The organism is Planotetraspora kaengkrachanensis (genome assembly GCF_016862895.1).
Taxonomy (GTDB): domain Bacteria; phylum Actinomycetota; class Actinomycetes; order Streptosporangiales; family Streptosporangiaceae; genus Planotetraspora; species Planotetraspora kaengkrachanensis.
In genome coordinates, this window is the sequence record NZ_BONV01000016.1 from 1 (window position 1) to 16,724 (window position 16,724).

The window sequence follows — 16,724 nt, forward strand, 5'->3', positions numbered from 1 at the left end:
ACCACCAACCTGACCTACCAGGTCCGCAACATCGGCGAGGTCACGACCGCCGTCGCCAACGGCGACCTCACCCGCAAGATCGACGTGGACGCCCAGGGCGAGATCCTGGTCCTCAAGACCACGATCAACACGATGGTCGACCAGTTGTCGTCCTTCGCCTCCGAGGTCACCCGAGTCGCCCGCGAGGTCGGTTCCGAGGGCCAGCTCGGCGGGCAGGCCCGGGTCGAGGGCGTGGAGGGCACCTGGAAGCGCCTCACCGAGAGCGTCAACGAGCTGGCCGGCAACCTCACCACCCAGGTCCGCGCGATCGCCCAGGTCACCAGCGCCGTCGCCAGGGGCGACCACACCAGGTCGGTCTCCGTGGAGGCGCCGGGCGAGCTCGCCCAGCTCAAGGACAACATCAACACCATGGTGTCGACGCTGCGCGACACCACGAAGGCCAACGAGGAACAGGACTGGCTGAAGTCCAACCTCGTCCGGATCTCCCGCCTCATGCAGGGCCACCGCGACCTCATCGAGGTCTCCCGGCTGATCATGAGCGAGCTGACGCCCCTGGTCACGGCCAGCCACGGCGCCTGCTACCTGGTCGTCAACGGCGAGCTGAGCCTCATCGCGGGGTACGGCATCCAGCCGGGATCGAGCCCGCGGCAGCGGTTCGCGCTGGGCGAGGGCATCGTCGGGCAGGCCGCGCTGGAGGCCCAGCAGATCATCCTGGAGAACGTCCCGGCCGAGTACATCACCATCGAGACCGGGCTGAGCAGCGCCAACCCCGCGCAGATCGTGGTCCTGCCGATCCTGTTCGAGAACCAGGTCCTCGGCGTGCTCGAGATGGCCTCGTTCAACAAGTTCAACGAGGTCCACCTGGCCTTCCTGACCCAGCTCGTGGAGACCATCGGCGTCACGATCAACACGATCATCGCCAACTCCCGTACGGAGGACCTGCTCAAGGAGTCGCAGCGCCTGGCCACCGAGCTGCAGGAGCGCTCGGACGAGCTCCAGCGCCAGCAGGAGGAGCTGCGCAGGTCCAACGCCGAGCTCGAGGACAAGGCGGCGCTGCTGGCCAAGCAGAACCGCGCGATCGAGATCCAGAACTTCCAGATCGAGCAGGCCCGGCGCACGCTGGAGGAGCGCGCCGAGCAGCTGGCGGTGTCCTCGCGCTACAAGTCCGAGTTCCTCGCCAACATGTCCCACGAGCTGCGCACGCCGCTGAACAGCCTGCTCGTGCTGGCCAAGTTGCTGACAGAGAACGCCGAGGGCAACCTGACCCCGCAGCAGGTCGAGTTCGCCCGGACGATCCACAGCGCGGGCTCCGCCCTGCTGCAGCTGATCAACGACATCCTCGACCTGTCCAAGGTCGAGGCCGGCCGGATGGACATCCACCCGCAGCAGCTGTCGTTGTCCAGGCTCGTCGACTACATGGAGGCGACCTTCGCGCCTCTCGCGCAGGACAAGGGACTGGCCTTCACGGTCGAGGTCGATCCCACCGTGCCGAACGAGCTGCGCACCGACGAGCAGCGCATGCAGCAGGTGCTGCGCAACCTGCTCTCGAACGCGGTCAAGTTCACGCCGAAGGGCGAGGTCCGGCTGGAGGTCACCCACGCGCCGCCGAACGTGCCCTTCGTCGACGACACGCTGAAGGGCTCGGACCACATCCTCGCCTTCAAGGTCGTGGACACCGGCATCGGCATCGCGCCGGACAAGCTGGAGGTCATCTTCGAGGCCTTCCGGCAGGCGGACGGCACCACCAGCCGCAAGTACGGCGGCACCGGCCTGGGCCTGTCGATCTGCCGGGAGATCGCCAGGCTCCTCGGCGGCGAGATCCACGTGGACAGCACGCCGAGCAAGGGCAGCACGTTCACCCTGTACCTGCCGATGGCCTACTCGGGACCGCTGGCCGCCCGCGACGGCGGCGCGATGACCACCGGGTACGCCGGAGGCGCGAGGAGGATCCTGGAGCCCCCGATCGACGACGAGGACATCCTCCCGGAGATCCCGCTGCCGACCGACATGCCGCTGGCCCACCTCGAACCGCTCGTCGAGGGCCAGGAGTGGCAGGGCGAGGATCCGCTCACCGGCGCCAAGATCCTCATCGTCGACGACGACATCCGCAACGTCTTCGCGCTCACCAGCGTCCTCGAACGGCACGGCTCGGTCGTGGTCTACGCCGAGAACGGGCGTGAGGGCATCGAACAGCTCGAGCGCAACGAGGACGTCGCCCTCGTGCTGATGGACATCATGATGCCGGAGATGGACGGCTGGGCCACCACGTCGGCGATCAGGAAGATGCCGCAGTTCGCCGACCTGCCGATCATCGCGCTGACCGCCAAGGTCATGCGCGGCGACCGGGAGAAGAGCATCGCCTCCGGCGCCTCCGACTACGTGCCCAAGCCCGTCGACGTCGACCGGCTTCTCGAGCGCCTGCGCGGCTGGCTCATCCGGGGACGCGTCAAGACCGCGGAGAACCAGGAGTACGCCTCCGGCTCCGAAGTGCCCGACTCCCGTGAAGGTGCGTGATCGATGGCTGACCGCGCAAAGGTCCTCCTCGTCGACGACCGAGAGGAGAATCTGATCGCCCTCGAGGCGATCCTCAGCTCGCTGGACCTGGTCCCCATCCGGGCCAGATCAGGCGAGGAGGCGCTGAAGGCCCTGCTGGCCACCGAGTTCGCGCTCATCCTTCTCGACGTGCGCATGCCCGGCATGGACGGCTTCGAGACCGCCGCGCACATCAAGCGGCGGGAGCGCACGCGCAACATCCCGATCATCTTCCTGACCGTCGTGGACAGCGCGCCCGACTACGCCTTCCGGGGATACGCCGCAGGCGCGGTCGACTATCTGACCAAGCCGTTCGACCCCTGGGTGTTGCGGGCGAAGGTCGCCGTGTTCGTGGAGCTCTACAACATGAACCGGCGGCTCGCCGAACAGGCGGCGCTGCTGCGCGAACGGTTGTCGAGCGAACTGTCGGGGAGCGCCGGCGACCAGGCCTCCGTCCTGCCCGAGTTGTCGAGGCGAATCACCGCCGTCGAGGACGAGCTCGCCCGGGCCCGCGACCTCGCCCGCAAGTCCGCCGACACGGCCATGGACGACTCGCTCTCCAGCCTCTCGGACCGGGTCGCCCACCTCAGGGCCGGGTTCGACGCCCTCACCTGACCGGCGCCCGCCACGCGACCGGCAGCGCCGATTCAGCCGGTTTAATCGGTGGACAGGTGTGAGGCGGGCCCAACAGGGTGGCCCCATGGACCGCCAGACGATCAGCGCCATCGCGCATCGCGACCACCCCGTCGCCGCTCCCGTGAGCGAACCCCACCTCGACCGCCTTCTCACTCTGAGCAGGCTCGGGACCGGTGCGCGCGTCCTCGACCTCGGCTGCGGACAGGCCGCCTGGACGTTGCGGGCGCTCGAACTCTTCCCCAGCGTGACGGCCGACGGAGTGGACGTCTCCTCGGAGGCTCTGCAGGCCGCCGCGGAGGACGCCGAGCGCCGGGGACTCGCCGACCGGATCCGTCTGCACGAAAAGCCGGCCGCCGCGTTCACCGGTGCCGAGCCGTACGACCTCGTCCTGTGTGTCGGAGCCACGCACGCATTCGGCGGGCTCGCCGCGACCGTCCGGGACGTCCGCAGGCTCGTGCGGCCCGGCGGCCTCGCCCTGATCGGGGAGGGGTTTTGGGAGACGCCTCCGCCGCCGTCGCTGCTCACCCGGCTCGACGCGGCCCGCGACGACTACGCCGACCTGCCTGGAACCGTCACACGCATGGAAGACCCCGGCTTCCGCGTCGTGTACGGGCACACGAGTGAACTTGCGGAATGGGACGAGTACGAGTGGTCCTGGACCGGCGGTCTGACCCGCTGGGCCCTCGATCATCCCGGCCCCGACGGCGACGCCGCCCTGGCGGCCGCGCTCGACCACCGTGACATGTGGCTGAACGGCTACCGCGGCGTCCTCGGGTTCGTCACGCTCCTGCTCCGCCGCACCGACTGAACTTCATCACGCCCAGCTCAGCTCAGGCCAGGTCAGCGCCGCGCCCGTTCCAGGGCGTCCCAGAAACCCCGGCGCAGGGCGTGGCGGACCTCGTCGTGCAGGAGGAAGTCGATGGGCAACGACGAGCCCTGCAACAGGCGGGCCTCGAGATCCGAGGGCATTCTCGGCTTGCGGGCGAGCACCGCCTCCAGCCACAACGCCGGCGCGTCCCGGGCGACCGAGTCGCCGAAGTCGTGGCCCTCCTTGTGCGCGGCCTTGACGGCCTCGGCGAGCGTCGTGGTGCCCGCGCTCTGCATCGGCACGGGCGCGGGCTGCGGACCGGTGTACGGCCCGAGCGGGGCCGTGTAGCCTCCCGTGCCGGAAGAGTAGGAACCCGCACCCGACGGGTAGCTCCCGGTGCTGCCCGTGTTCGCCGAATACGGATTGGACACCGGAGGCGCGGTTGGCGGCGGCGCCTGGGTCACGGGCGGCGGGGACGGAGGAGCGGCGGGCTGCTGAGCCACAGGAGGAGGCGGCGTGGGCTGCGGTGGCGGCGGAGGAGCGGGCTGCGGCTCCGGCACGTACTGCGTGTAGGCAGGCTGCGGGGGAGCCGGCGGCGGTGCAGGAAGAGCAGGCTGGGAGGGCTGCGGAGTCCGTGCGTGGGCCGCGTTGGACGACCGGCTCCCTCCCGGTGAACCGTTGGCCAGGGGAACCACGCCGGCACCCGGTGAACCGTTCGCGAGCGGCACGACGCCGGCACCCGGTGAGCCGTTGGCGAGGGGCACGACACCGTTGCCGCGCGGCTGGCCGTTCGGCGAACCTTGCGGGAGCTGACCGTTCCCCGTGGAATGACCGGAATCGACACCAGGGAGAAGGGTGACGTACGGGCGGAGATGCCCCGATCCGATCTCGATGAGGTCGTCGCACTCCTGACGGAGCGTGCGGGAGACCGCCCAACTGCCGTCGGCCGAGACGTGCACGACCGTCACCCGGATGCCGAGATCCTGGGCGTCGCTGACCACCTGGGCGAGATCCTCGTCGCCGCTGACCACCACCGCGTCGCAGACCGCGTTGTTGCGGGCCAGCGTCATGAGGTCGCGGTGCACCTGGGCGTCGACGCCTTCGCGCCTGCCCGGCCGGATGCGGCCGAGACGGAGTTTGAGGCCCGGGATGTCGGCCAGCACGTCGTGCTCAGGGGTTCTGCGGCCCTCGACCGTCGCCTCGTACCAGTAGCAGCGCAACATCGGCAGCCCGGTGCGCTCTCGCGAGAGGTTGGTCAAGAGTTGCAGAAGGCCGGCGAAGTCCCAGGAGACGGCCTCTCGGTGACGGGTCCCGTGCACGGCCATCGCGCCGTCGGCCAGCAGATAGCCGGCGTCGACGAACAGCGCACACCGATCCACGTGACACCGCCCTTCCTCCATGGTTTTCCCAGGGTAATGAAACGGGTGATCGTCCGAGGGGGAATCCCGGCGATTCGGCCCACGCGCGCACGATGGGGATCTTGTGGGCCCGCGCCCTGGGGTGGGAGTGTTCACGGAGACCGTACCAGTTTGTCCGTCTATTTCCTCCTGCCAAACGGTTAGGACCATGAGCGGGCGCTGACCGCCACGACCCCGAAGAGAAGGCTGCTCTTCCTGGCCCTCAGACGAAGCACGGCACGCCGTCCGAGGACGGTGTGGAGCGTCTCCACGACCACTCCCCTCATCTCTCCGGCGGCACCGCCGCCCGTGGGGGACGCGCGGTCGGCCAGCGCCATCGAACCGTCCTCCGCTCCGTCGGGCTTCCACACCACGACGTCGATCCGGGCCGGGACGGCCGCCGGGGCGAGCCCCGCGAGCGGCACCTTCAGAGGTTCGCCGCCGCGGCCGACGACGGCGGCCGTGTCCAGCACCGCCGCCCTGCTGTACGGCCGGCTCCGGTCGGTGGCCAGCACGACGAGGCTCCACCCCGCGCGGTGCGAGGCCCCCCACCGCATCGACGGGTCCGCGGCCCACCATCGGCCGCCGCCCGCCCCGCGGACCAGCGACGTCACATCGGCGAACGCCTGATAACCGTGCTGGATGGGCAGATCGCTCCCGGCGACCTCGGCCGCGTGGACCCACGTGTAGGAGGCGGCTCCGGGTGCCCTGACCCGGATGGAGCTCACAGGCGTCGTGCCGCGCCCGGTGGCGGACCAGTAGAGACCGGCCCACAACACCTGGCCGCCCGCGGGCAGGTCGAGCGTGGCGCAACTGGAGCTTCGGGTCGTGGCGTCCGTGTCGAGGTCCACGGGCGTCGCGAGCCGGCCGGTGGCCGGGTGCGCCGTCGTCGCCGCGCAGCCGGGCGACATGGGCGAGGAGCTCAGCAGGGTGTTGCCGACGGCCCGCGTGGTGACCCGCCCGTCGGCGGCGAAACGGGCCGTGGCGCCCGAGGCGCGGACGCCGGTGGTGGACCTCGCCGACACGACCTGGCCGCCCGATCTCACCCGGAGCGCGAGCCCGCCCCCCTTCGGCGCGTGGGCGGCGACGAGGACAGGGAGGAAGATCGTCGTCGCCGCACCGGGGGCCAGCGCGCCGCGGGAGCAGGTCACGACCCTCCCCTCCGTGTGGCAGGCCCAGCCGTCCACCGTGCCGACGGGGGCGGCGGCCGCCAGTGCGCCGCCCGCCGTGAAGACGACCCCCTGAGGGAGAGTGACGGCGGCCAGCAGATTCCGGGTCTCGGTCCGGCCGGTGTTGCGCAACCGCACTCCGACGATGCCGGACCGTGCCCGCACCAGCGAGCCGAGCGGGTCGATGCTCGCCGCCAGCGTCGAGCCGCTCTGATCCGAGCCGCTCTGATCCGAGCCGCTCTGATCCGAGCCGCTCAGGTCCGAGCCGCTCAGGTCCGGCCCGCTCGGATCGGGACCGCTCGGGTCCTGACCGTGCGAGCCCCGGCCATGCCGGTCGGCCGGGTGCCTCGCGACGGGAGCGGACAGCCGCGAGGGCGTACCCGCGTCGGGCGCCCGCCCGACGCGGGCCGGCGGCCGTGAAGCCTGTGAGGACGGCCGCGCCACCGGGACCTCGCCCCCGAGCGCCTTGTCCTTCCGCGGCGAAGGCGCCGCCCTGGGGACCGGCGCGGGAGCCGACGCCAGGGGCGCCCCCGGGGACATCGCCGGCTTCGGGGAGCCGGCGGGGGTCGGGGAGCCGGCCGGCTTCGGGATGACGGCGGGCTTCGGGGGCGAGGGGCGGCCGTTCGCTTCCGGATGGCGGGGGACCGGCCCCTCGTCGGAGAGCGGCTCGGAGATCAGGACGAACCCCGCGATCGCGACCGTCACGGCCACGCCCGTGGCGAGTGCCCTGCGTGAGACGGGCACGCGCCTGAGCACGGCTGCGGGTCCGAGCGCCGGGCTGCTCGTGGTCTCCCCCGCCCTCTTGAGCTCGGCGAGGTATCCGTCGATGTGCGGGCCGGCGACGAGCTGGCCGACGATGACCTTCAGTTGCTGCGACAGATCCGCCAACTCCAGGAAGACCGCGCGGCAGTCGATGCACTCGGCGACGTGCTCGTCCACCACGTGGGCCTCGCGCCTGTGGAGGCCGCCCTCGACGTAACCGATGATGTTCGACAGGATCGGCCCGCATTCTTCGCCGGGGCCGCCTTCCCGGTGCAGTTGCAGGTACGCCTGGCGTAGGCCCTCTCGGGCGCGGTCGGCGAGCGCCCCGACACCGCCTGCGGACATGCCGAGCAGCGGGGCGATGTCACCGGGTCTGGCGCCCTCGACGTCGGCGTGCCACAGGACCATCCGCCAGCGCTCGGGCAACGAGAAGAACGCCCGGGCGAGCACGGTCCGCTCCAGGCCGGTCAGCTCGGGATCGACGTAGACGGCGTCGGGGTCGGTCAGGTCGACCACTCCGATGGCGACGAAACGGCGCACCGCCATGAGCAGGTGGGGCCGGAACGCGAAGACCGGGCCCTCGCCGGATCTGACCAGGTCGAGGATTCCCGCGAACGTCTCGACGAGGACGTCCTCGACCTCCTCGTCGTCCTGGATGAGCTGACAGGCGAGTGCTCGGGCGGCGACGGCGTGACGCTGGTACAGCGTGCCGTAGGCCGGGGCGTTTCCTCCCCTGACCGCCTCCAGCAGTTCCACATCGGCTTGCCGGTCCGTTCTACGCATTGCGACCTCACGATTACGTTGAGTTGCAACGCCATTAATTCCGCAGCGAGTGTCATGGCTAAACCGCGTACCCGTCTTTGCCTGACGACGGCCCCGCGAGCGCCGGCCGTACGCTGTGCACCATGAGTGACCGTGAACAACTGCTTGACGAGATCAAGAACAAGGGGGTCGTGCACGGCCGGGTCGTGCTGTCCTCCGGCCGGGAGGCCGACTGGTACGTGGATCTGCGCCGGATCACGCTCGACGCCGTGGCGGCCCCCCTCGTGGGCCGGGTGATGCTCGACCTGACCGAGGACATCGATTACGAGGCGGTGGGCGGCCTCACACTCGGAGCCGACCCGGTGGCGACCGCGATGCTGCACGCCGCCGCGGCCCGCGGCCGCGTGCTCGACGCGTTCGTCGTGCGTAAGGAGGGCAAGGCCCACGGCCTGCAGCGCCGGATCGAGGGCCCGGACGTCGCGGGCCGGCGGGTGCTCGCGGTCGAGGACACGACGACGACCGGTTCGTCGGTCCTGACGGCGGTGGAGGCGCTCAGGGAGGCGGGCGCCGAGGTCGTGGGGATCGCGACGATCGTGCACCGCGGCGGCGACGAGAACCTGGCCGCGACGGGCCTGCCGTACCGGTCGGCCTACACCCTCACTGACCTGGGGCTCTCGTGACCTTGAACGCCTGGCGTTCACCCTGCTGACCCGCGGGCCGGGCGGTGCCGTTCGCGAAGACCTGCACCGTCCCGGCGTCGTCGAGGACCACGTCGACTTCGGGGTTGAAGTACGACGCCTGTTCGCCCCGGGCCAGGTCGCGGTCGATGAGGACGTCCCCGCCCGGCACGCGCACGAAGACCGGGCAGAGGTCGGCCTGACAGACCACCTGGACGGTGGGCACCTTCTCCGCCGACGGCTGCTGGGAGGTCGGCGGAGCGCTCGACACGGTGGGCGTGCCGGGAGGGGCGGGCTCCTCGGAGCCGAGCGATGAGATCAGCGCCTTCGCGCCGACTCCGATCAGCGCCAGCAGCACAATGACCGCCAGGACGATAAGCGCGAGCCTGGCGATGCCCAGCGGGTCAGACCGGTGGCGTCCCACACTTTGGAGACTAGTGGGTAACCGGGTTACGGGACGGGATCATCGCACGCGGCCGACCCAGCGGGTGTGAATACGTTTTCAACGCCCGGCGTGGTGACGGCCCTTGGGCTCGGGGACGACCACCTTGCGGCTCTTGATGACCTCTCGCACGATGGGGATCAACGACAGGACGACGATGACGAGGACGCCGGGCAGGATGTACTTGTCGATGTTCTCGACCTTGGCGCCCAGGAAGTATCCGAGGAGCAGCAGCGCCTCGACCCAGACCACGCCGCCCACGACGTTCCAGACGAGGAACCTGCGCGGGTTCATCTCCAGGACGCCCGCCACCGGGTTCATGAACGTGCGGACGATCGGCATGAAACGTGCGGCGACGACCGCCTTGGCCGGCCCGAACTTTTCGAAGTAAAACTCGGCCTTGTCGACGTGCTCCTTCTTGAACAGCCGGGAATCAGGCTTGTCGAAGAGCTTGCGGCCGAACCTGCCGCCAAGGAAATGCCCGAATTGCGCGCCGGCGACGGCGGCGATCGGCGTGAAAATCAGCAGCGTGGGCAATGAGAGCGGTGCGATGCCGAGCCCCTGGGCCGCGGCGGCGGTGCTGAAGATTCCGGCGGCGACGAGCAGCGAGTCGCCAGGCAGGAAGAATCCGACAAGTAGCCCTGTTTCGGCAAATATGATGGCAATAACGCCGATCGTGGCCAGCGGGCCGAGCATGCCCAGCCACCACTTGGGGTCAAGGAGTTCCAAGAGCACATCCACGGTGTGAGCCTACCTGTCCCTTATGAGATGAGACTGAGAAGCGACGGCCCCGTGAGCAACGTTGTGGAATGACCTTGAACGTCTGACGCTTCCCTGATGGGCATGGCCTTGGGGATACTGGCCACCGCTGACCCGGTCCAGAAGGAGATGACTTCGATGCCTATCGCGACTCCAGAGGTCTACGCCGAGATGTTCGACCGCGCCAAAGCGGGCGGCTTCGCGTATCCGGCGATCAATGTGACCTCGTCGCAGACGTTGCACGCGGCGCTTCGGGGCTTCGCCGAGGCGGAGAGCGACGGGATCATCCAGGTGTCGACGGGAGGCGCCGAGTTCCTGTCCGGCACGACCGTCAAGGACATGGTGACCGGAGCGACCGCGTTCGCCGAGTTCGCCCGCGTTGTCGCGGCCAAGTACCCCGTCACGGTCGGCCTGCACACCGACCACTGCCCGAAGGACAAGCTGGACGGGTTCGTCCGCCCGCTGCTCGAGATCTCCCGTGAGCGCGTGGCCCGCGGCGAGGAGCCCCTGTACCAGTCGCACATGTGGGACGGCTCCGCCGTACCTCTCGAGGAGAACATCACGATCGCCTCCGAGCTCATCGACAAGACCCGCGAGGCGCACGTGATCCTCGAGGTCGAGATCGGCGTCGTCGGCGGCGAGGAGGACGGCGTCGTCGGCGAGATCAACGAGAAGCTCTACAGCACTCCTGAGGACGGGCTCGCCCTCGCCGAGGCCCTCGGGCTGGGCGAACGCGGCCGCTACATCGTGGCCGCCACCTTCGGCAACGTCCACGGCGTCTACAAGCCCGGCCACGTGAAACTCCGCCCGAGCGTGCTCAAGGACATTCAGGACGCCGTCGGCGCCAAGTACGGCAAGGACAAGCCGTTCTCGCTGGTCTTCCACGGCGGCTCCGGCTCGGCGGTGGAGGAGATCCAGGAGGCCATCTCCTACGGCGTGGTGAAGATGAACATCGACACCGACACCCAGTACGCCTTCACCCGGCCGATCGCCGACCATATGTTCAAGAACTACGACGGCGTGCTCAAGGTCGACGGCGAGGTCGGCAACAAGAAGGCCTACGACCCCCGCGTGTACGGCAAGGCCGCCGAGGCCGGGATGGCACAGCGGGTCGCCGACGCCTGCACGCAGCTCAAGTCGGCGGGCACGAAGCTCAAGTAGTCCGAGGTCAAGCGGAACGGGAGATCGCGGACATGGCGATCTCCCGTTTTCGTACGACCGATCATTACTCTTTCGGTCTGGCACAGGTAAGACTGTGTCCATGGAAACGCACGAGAACCTCCTAGGCGGTCCGCCGCCCACCCTGTTGCCGGACAACGCCGAGGCACGGGAGATGCTCGAGGCAGGCGCCAAGGCGGCCGACGTGGCCGCGCGCTTCCCCACCTACTCGGCGGCCTGGGCGGCCCTGGCGGACGAGTTCTTCACCGCCGGCCACGCCGTGACCTCGTACGCGTTCGCGCGCACCGGGTACCACCGGGGGCTCGACCAGCTGCGCCGGGCCGGTTGGAAGGGCCACGGCCCCATTCCCTGGGAGCACGAGCCGAACAGGGGTTTCCTGCGCTGCCTGAACGCTCTCGCCCGCGCCGCCCAGGCCATCGGCGAGAAGGACGAGGCGGAGCGCTGCGCCCAGTTCCTGCGTGACAGCAGCACCGCCGCCGCGGAGGCGCTCGCCGCATCCCGGTGACCTCCGCCGCTTCCCCGGCCTGAACCGCCTCCCGCCGCACGGTGGGAGGCGGTCGCACCATGATCTTCCCGTGATCGCGCGACCTGTGGTCACGTGGGGATTCCTGAGTTCTCCTGTGACGGCGCGCCCTGACTCCGGCGGCGCCGGAGATCCCCTAAATCGGAATGCTCAGGTAGTCTCTGTTTGCAAGAGGCCCTTGTCGCGCTTGCGCCAAGGGCTTTCGTTTTGTCGCAGGAGTAAGACCATGCCGGCTGTCGTTCTCGTGGGCGCCCAATGGGGCGATGAGGGTAAGGGAAAGGCCACCGACCTGCTCGGCGGCGACGTCGACTACGTGGTCCGCTACCAAGGGGGGAACAACGCGGGCCACACGGTGGTGATCGGGGATCAGAAATACGCGTTGCACCTGCTGCCGACGGGTGTGCTCTCCCCTGACGTCGTGCCGGTCATCGGCAACGGCGTCGTCATCGACCCCGGCGTGCTGCTGTCCGAGATCGACGGGCTGGCGGCCCGGGGGATCGACTGCGGCCGTTTGCTGATCTCCGCGAACGCGCACCTGATCATGCCCCACCACAAGGCGATCGACAAGGTCAGCGAGCGGTTCCTGGGCAAGGCCAAGATCGGGACGACCGGCCGGGGCATCGGGCCGGCCTACGGCGACAAGATCTACCGTGTGGGCGTGCGGGTGCAGGACCTGCTCGACCCGGGCATCCTCAGCCAGAAGATCGAGGCCGCCCTCACGGAGAAGAACCAGATCCTCACCAAGATCTACAACCGCCGCGGGCTCGAGGCGACCAAGGTCCTCGACGAGTACCTGGGCTACGCCGAACGGCTGCGTCCCCACATCGCCGACACCTCGCTGATCCTGAGCCGGGCGCTCGACGAGGACAAGGTCGTGCTGCTCGAGGGCGGCCAGGGCACGCTCCTCGACATCGACCACGGCACCTACCCGTTCGTGACGTCGAGTTCCCCCACGTCGGGCGGCGCGTGCGCGGGGTCCGGCATCCCGCCGAACCGGCTCACCCGGGTGATCGGCATCCTCAAGGCGTACACCACGCGGGTCGGCTCCGGCCCGTTCCCCACCGAACTGCTCGACGAGCAGGGCGAGTGGCTGCGGCAGACCGGCGGCGAGTACGGCGTGACCACCGGCCGCAACCGCCGCTGCGGCTGGTTCGACGCCGTCATCGCGCGGTACGCAACCCGGATCAACGGTGTGACCGACTTCTTCCTGACCAAGCTCGACGTGCTGTCCGGTCTCGAGCGGATCCCCGTGTGCGTCGCCTACGACGTGGACGGCGTGCGCCACGACGAGATCCCGATGACGCAGACCGAGTTCCACCACGCCACGCCGATCTACGAGGAGCTGCCCGGCTGGCAGGAGGACATCACCAGCGCCAAGACCTTCGACGACCTGCCGCCCAACGCTCAGGCCTACGTCCGTGCGCTGGAGGAGATGAGCGGTGCGCCGATCTCCGCCATCGGCGTCGGTCCCGGCCGTACGCAGACCCTGCAGATCCGGTCGCTGATCTGATTTCGGCTGGCATGTGCCGTACGAGCTGTTTGCGGCATGCGCGCCGAGACTGCGGGAGATACCCGGCGACCAGCGGCGGAGCAAGTAAGGTACGCCCTTGTGCACGGATACGTTGAGCTACATGGTCACCGGGGAGCGCGCGGGCTGAGGCCCGAGAACACGCTTCCCGGTCTCGCGTTCGCGCTGGAGCTGGGTGTCGACGCGTTGGAGTTCGACGTGGCGATGTCGGCCGACGGGCAGCTCGTGCTCACCCACGATCTGCTCGTCTCTCCCGTGACCAGCGCCGACACCGGGATGGCCACGCCGGACGACGAGATGTTCCCCTACGTGGGGAGGCCGATCAACTCGCTGACGCTCGCGCAGCTGCGCACGCTCGACGTGGGCGTACGGCTGCCGCAGCGTCCCGACGACGTGTTCGCCCTCACCCAGGTGCCGCTGCCGGACACCCGGATGCCCACGCTGGGCGCGGTGCTCGGGCTGATCGGCGCCCTCGGGGCGGACAAGGTCCGGCTCAACGTGGAGCTGAAGTCCAATCCGACGCAGCCGGATCTGTCCGCCGACCCGGTCGAGTTCACGGAATCGGTCGTGAAGGAGCTCGACAAGCACGACAAGCTCGCCAGGACGTCCCTGCTCAGCTTCGACTGGCGCATCCTGAAGGCCGCCGAGCACCTGGTCGACCAGCGGTACGCGCTGATCGAGCGGGTCACGATGCGGCCCGAGTGGATGAACGGGCTCGATCTCGCCGACTTCGACGGCGACATCCCGGCGGCCGCCGCCGAGGTGGGGGCGACGACCTTGTCCCCCGACCGGGTGCTCGTCGACGAGGCCCTCATGGCCGGAGCGTCCCTGCGCGGCATGCCGGTCGCCGTGTGGACGGTCAACGACCCCGAGGAGGCGTCCCGCCTGATCGACATGGGCGCGTCGGCGATCGTCACCGACTATCCCGATCGCATGCGCCGTCTGTGGAAGGAGCGCAACCTCCCGCTGCCGGAGCCGGTCCGCCCGCTCCGGCACGTCGACGCCTGACCCGCCCCCGTTCTACTCCTCGATCGAGAGCGCCCCGGAAGGGCACAGCTGGACCGCGCGGCGCACCGCCGCCTCTCGCGAGGCGGGGGGATCGGGTTCGAGCACGACCACCGTCCCGTCGTCCTCACTCTGGTCGAAGACCTCCGGCACGCTGAGCGCGCACATGCCCGCTCCCACGCAGACGCCGGTGTCCGCCTTGATCTTCATCGCTGTTCCTCCTACCAGGTGACCGGCAGGCGGTGCACCCCGTAGATCGACATGTCCGAGCGCATCGGGACCTCCTCGGCCGGCACGGCGAGGCGCAACCCCGGGAAGCGCCGTAGCAGCGCCGGGTAGGCGATGCGCATCTCGGTCCTGGCGAGTTGCTGGCCGAGGCACTGGTGCACCCCGTGCCCGAAGGTGAGATGACCGTGGGCGGACCGGCTGACGTCGAGCGTCTCGGACTCCCCGAACCGCTCCGGGTCCCGGTTGGCCACGGCGGCGGCGATCGTCACCACCTCTCCCGCCTTGATCACGTGACCGTCGAGTTCGACGTCCTCCAGCGCCGTCCTCATCGGGCCGATGTGGATGATGGTGAGGTAACGCAGCAGCTCCTCGACCGCGCCCTCCACCACGTCGGGGTCGTCGCGCACCGCCGCCAGCTGCTTGGGGTTGGTCAGCAGCGCGAACGTGCCGAGGGCCAGCATGTTGGCGGTGGTCTCGTGCCCGGCGACGAGCAGCAGCATCCCGACCCCGGCGAGCTCCTCGTCGTCCAGCTCGCCACCGGCCACCAGGCCGCCGAGCAGGTCGTCCGACGGCTCCGCACGCTTGTGCTTGACCAGGGCGCGCAGGTAGTTGAGCAGGTCGTCGATCGCCGTGCGGATCTCCTCCGGCGTCGACTGCAGGTTCAGCATCACGGCGGAGTCGCGGTGGAAGCGGTCCCTGTCCGCGTACGGCACACCGAGCAGCTCGCAGATCACCAGCGAGGGGATGGGGAGGGCGAAGGCCTGCACGAGGTCGACGGGCCCTCCCTCGCGCTCCATGGCGTCCAGGCGCTCCTCGGTGATCTCCGCGATCCGGGGCTCGAGCTGCTTCATCCTGCGCACCGTGAACTGGCCGGTCAGCAACCGCCGGAACCGGGTGTGCTCGGGGGGATCCATCCGGAGGAAGAAGCCGGGCTGCTTCCGGATCTCCTGAAGATTGATCAGCCGCTGCTGGATCGGGGGATGCAGGAGCTCCGGGCGGGTGCTGAAACGGGGATGGGCGAGCACCGACCGGGCCAGGGCGTACCCCGTGATGAGCCAGCCCTCGTGGTCGTCCGCATAGATCATGCGATGGATCGGCGTCTCCTCGCGGGCCCGGGTCAGGGCGTCGGGCGGGTCGAAGGGGCGCTCACGAACCGTCGTGTACGTCATCAGATCAGGGGTCGCCTCAGTCATGACTCGCTCCTTGTCAGCTTGTCAGCCTCACCTCCACACCTAGCATCATTCGGTGTAAATTTGCAATGCGTGCAAATATGATTTGAATGTCGTAAAGTTCAAGTTATGGGCGATGTGGTGGGCTTGCGGGTGCGCAAGAAGCTACGCACCCGGCGAGCGCTGATTGAGACGGCCCTGCGCCTGTTCGAGGAGAAGGGCTACGAGGAGACGACCGTCGCGGAGATCACCGCGGCCGTCGACGTCTCGACGAGGACGTTCTTCAGCTACTTCACCAGCAAGGAAGACGTCGTCTTCTTCGACGGCGAGGCCCGCGTCGAGGCCGCACTGAAGGTGATCGCCGATCGCAGGCCGGCGGAGACCCTCGTCGACCTCCTGCTGCGGATGGTCCGCCACAGCCTCGACGCGGTCACCGACGCCGATCTGACCGTGGAACTGACGCCCGCCCGCCGCCACCTGATCATGACGGTGCCGGCACTGCGGGCGCGCGGGCTGGACCTGCTGTTCGAGGCGGAGCAACGCCTGGCCGACGCGCTCCACCAGGCCTACGCCGACGAGATCGGCCCCGTCGAGGCCGCCGCCGCCATCGGATCCCTCATGGGGGCGGCCCACCTGGCCACGACGGTCGGCATGGAGCGGGGCGAGACCCCCGAGCAGGTGTGGGCCACAGGCCGGCGTGCCATGGAGATAGCCATCCGCGGCCTAGGATCAATCGGCCACCCCTCCGCGTGACCCTCCGCGCAATCCGCCGCGCGACCCTCCGCGCGACTCCTCGGCGTGATCATGCACAGATTCGCAGGCAGGCCCCCCGACCAGCCCCTTCTCTCCGCGTGATCATGCATACATTCGTGGATTGAGCTCCTGAGCAGCCCCTACGCCGTTCGTGATCATGCACGGGTTCGGCGAGAGGCATTCCGTACAGGGAAAATGTGGTTCGTGATCATGCAATTGCATGATCACGAATCGCTCCTCCGCAGGTCAGGGCAACAACCCACGAATCCGTGCATGATCACAAGATGTGTCGTCGCAGGTGAGGCGGCGGTTCCGCGAGTTTGTGCATGATCACGGCGGGGGTTGGCGCAGGTCCGTACGGCCTGCGCCGAATCTGTGCATGATCACGCAAAACT

At 69.2% G+C, this 16,724-nt stretch carries 15 protein-coding genes; 9 read left to right on the forward strand and 6 right to left on the reverse strand.

The window, feature by feature from the left end; translation table 11 throughout:
* The 3 genes from Pka01_RS19220 to Pka01_RS19230 all read left to right on the forward strand — a co-directional run.
* The coding region (locus Pka01_RS19220; RefSeq protein WP_203884189.1) for a hybrid sensor histidine kinase/response regulator at positions 1 to 2,514 on the forward strand (2,514 nt) is incomplete at its 5' end.
* Positions 2,515 to 2,517: 3 nt separating this feature from the next.
* Positions 2,518 to 3,147, forward strand: coding sequence for a response regulator (locus Pka01_RS19225; protein WP_203884190.1), 630 nt, complete (start codon positions 2,518 to 2,520; stop codon positions 3,145 to 3,147).
* An 85-nt stretch (positions 3,148 to 3,232) separates the two neighbouring features.
* Positions 3,233 to 3,976, forward strand: coding sequence for an SAM-dependent methyltransferase (locus Pka01_RS19230; protein ID WP_203884191.1), 744 nt, complete (start codon positions 3,233 to 3,235; stop codon positions 3,974 to 3,976).
* Positions 3,977 to 4,008: 32 nt separating this feature from the next.
* On the opposite strand, the gene Pka01_RS19235 is transcribed toward Pka01_RS19230, so the two are convergent.
* Positions 4,009 to 5,355 (reverse strand): NYN domain-containing protein, encoded by a 1,347-nt coding sequence (locus Pka01_RS19235; protein ID WP_203884192.1) that lies wholly within the window; start codon positions 5,353 to 5,355, stop codon positions 4,009 to 4,011.
* 179 nt (positions 5,356 to 5,534) lie between these two features.
* Positions 5,535 to 8,087: an RNA polymerase sigma factor gene (locus Pka01_RS19240; RefSeq protein ID WP_203884193.1), complete on the reverse strand. Its 2,553-nt coding sequence runs from the start codon at positions 8,085 to 8,087 to the stop codon at positions 5,535 to 5,537.
* Between the two features lie 122 nt (positions 8,088 to 8,209).
* Here Pka01_RS19240 and pyrE point away from each other — a divergent pair, with 122 nt between their 5' ends.
* Positions 8,210 to 8,746, forward strand: a complete 537-nt coding sequence (pyrE, locus tag Pka01_RS19245; protein ID WP_203884194.1) for an orotate phosphoribosyltransferase — start codon at positions 8,210 to 8,212, stop codon at positions 8,744 to 8,746.
* Here the strand turns inward: pyrE and Pka01_RS19250 are convergent.
* Both Pka01_RS19250 and Pka01_RS19255 read right to left on the reverse strand, forming a co-directional pair.
* Positions 8,724 to 9,167: a flagellar basal body-associated FliL family protein gene (locus Pka01_RS19250; RefSeq protein ID WP_203884195.1), complete on the reverse strand. Its 444-nt coding sequence runs from the start codon at positions 9,165 to 9,167 to the stop codon at positions 8,724 to 8,726. The two genes, pyrE and Pka01_RS19250, sit on opposite strands and share 23 nt — an antisense overlap.
* A 78-nt stretch (positions 9,168 to 9,245) precedes the next feature.
* Positions 9,246 to 9,926, reverse strand: coding sequence for a DedA family protein (locus Pka01_RS19255; protein WP_239115125.1), 681 nt, complete (start codon positions 9,924 to 9,926; stop codon positions 9,246 to 9,248).
* A gap of 156 nt (positions 9,927 to 10,082) precedes the next feature.
* Here Pka01_RS19255 and fbaA point away from each other — a divergent pair, with 156 nt between their 5' ends.
* From fbaA to Pka01_RS19275, 4 genes are all read left to right on the forward strand, one after another.
* Positions 10,083 to 11,105, forward strand: a complete 1,023-nt coding sequence (fbaA, locus tag Pka01_RS19260; RefSeq protein WP_203884196.1) for a class II fructose-bisphosphate aldolase — start codon at positions 10,083 to 10,085, stop codon at positions 11,103 to 11,105.
* A gap of 100 nt (positions 11,106 to 11,205) precedes the next feature.
* Complete coding sequence (locus Pka01_RS19265) at positions 11,206 to 11,628, forward strand: DUF3151 domain-containing protein (RefSeq protein WP_203884197.1); 423 nt, start codon at positions 11,206 to 11,208, stop codon at positions 11,626 to 11,628.
* A gap of 244 nt (positions 11,629 to 11,872) precedes the next feature.
* On the forward strand, positions 11,873 to 13,156 hold the full coding sequence (locus tag Pka01_RS19270) for an adenylosuccinate synthase (RefSeq protein ID WP_203884198.1): 1,284 nt from the start codon (positions 11,873 to 11,875) through the stop codon (positions 13,154 to 13,156).
* Positions 13,157 to 13,255: 99 nt separating this feature from the next.
* Positions 13,256 to 14,182, forward strand: a complete 927-nt coding sequence (locus Pka01_RS19275; protein ID WP_239115126.1) for a glycerophosphodiester phosphodiesterase family protein — start codon at positions 13,256 to 13,258, stop codon at positions 14,180 to 14,182.
* 12 nt (positions 14,183 to 14,194) lie between these two features.
* On the opposite strand, the gene Pka01_RS19280 is transcribed toward Pka01_RS19275, so the two are convergent.
* Positions 14,195 to 14,389: a ferredoxin gene (locus Pka01_RS19280; RefSeq protein ID WP_203884200.1), complete on the reverse strand. Its 195-nt coding sequence runs from the start codon at positions 14,387 to 14,389 to the stop codon at positions 14,195 to 14,197.
* An 11-nt stretch (positions 14,390 to 14,400) separates the two neighbouring features.
* Positions 14,401 to 15,600: a cytochrome P450 gene (locus Pka01_RS19285; protein WP_203884201.1), complete on the reverse strand. Its 1,200-nt coding sequence runs from the start codon at positions 15,598 to 15,600 to the stop codon at positions 14,401 to 14,403.
* Positions 15,601 to 15,705: 105 nt separating this feature from the next.
* Here Pka01_RS19285 and Pka01_RS19290 point away from each other — a divergent pair, with 105 nt between their 5' ends.
* A complete protein-coding gene (locus tag Pka01_RS19290) occupies positions 15,706 to 16,329 on the forward strand; it encodes a TetR/AcrR family transcriptional regulator (RefSeq protein ID WP_203884202.1) in 624 nt (207 codons plus the stop codon).
* Positions 16,330 to 16,724: the final 395 nt, after the last annotated feature.

Bases quoted from the DNA above. Each gene is read 5' to 3' on its own strand.
- Pka01_RS19225 (WP_203884190.1), top strand. From the start codon at position 2,518: ATGGCTGACCGCGCAAAGGTCCTCCTCGTCGACGACCGAGAGGAGAAT.
- Pka01_RS19230 (WP_203884191.1), top strand. From the start codon at position 3,233: ATGGACCGCCAGACGATCAGCGCCATCGCGCATCGCGACCACCCCGTC.
- Pka01_RS19240 (WP_203884193.1), bottom strand. From the start codon at position 8,087: ATGCGTAGAACGGACCGGCAAGCCGATGTGGAACTGCTGGAGGCGGTC.
- pyrE (WP_203884194.1), top strand. From the start codon at position 8,210: ATGAGTGACCGTGAACAACTGCTTGACGAGATCAAGAACAAGGGGGTC.
- fbaA (WP_203884196.1), top strand. From the start codon at position 10,083: ATGCCTATCGCGACTCCAGAGGTCTACGCCGAGATGTTCGACCGCGCC.
- Pka01_RS19265 (WP_203884197.1), top strand. From the start codon at position 11,206: ATGGAAACGCACGAGAACCTCCTAGGCGGTCCGCCGCCCACCCTGTTG.
- Pka01_RS19270 (WP_203884198.1), top strand. From the start codon at position 11,873: ATGCCGGCTGTCGTTCTCGTGGGCGCCCAATGGGGCGATGAGGGTAAG.
- Pka01_RS19280 (WP_203884200.1), bottom strand. From the start codon at position 14,389: ATGAAGATCAAGGCGGACACCGGCGTCTGCGTGGGAGCGGGCATGTGC.
- Pka01_RS19285 (WP_203884201.1), bottom strand. From the start codon at position 15,600: ATGACTGAGGCGACCCCTGATCTGATGACGTACACGACGGTTCGTGAG.
- Pka01_RS19290 (WP_203884202.1), top strand. From the start codon at position 15,706: ATGGGCGATGTGGTGGGCTTGCGGGTGCGCAAGAAGCTACGCACCCGG.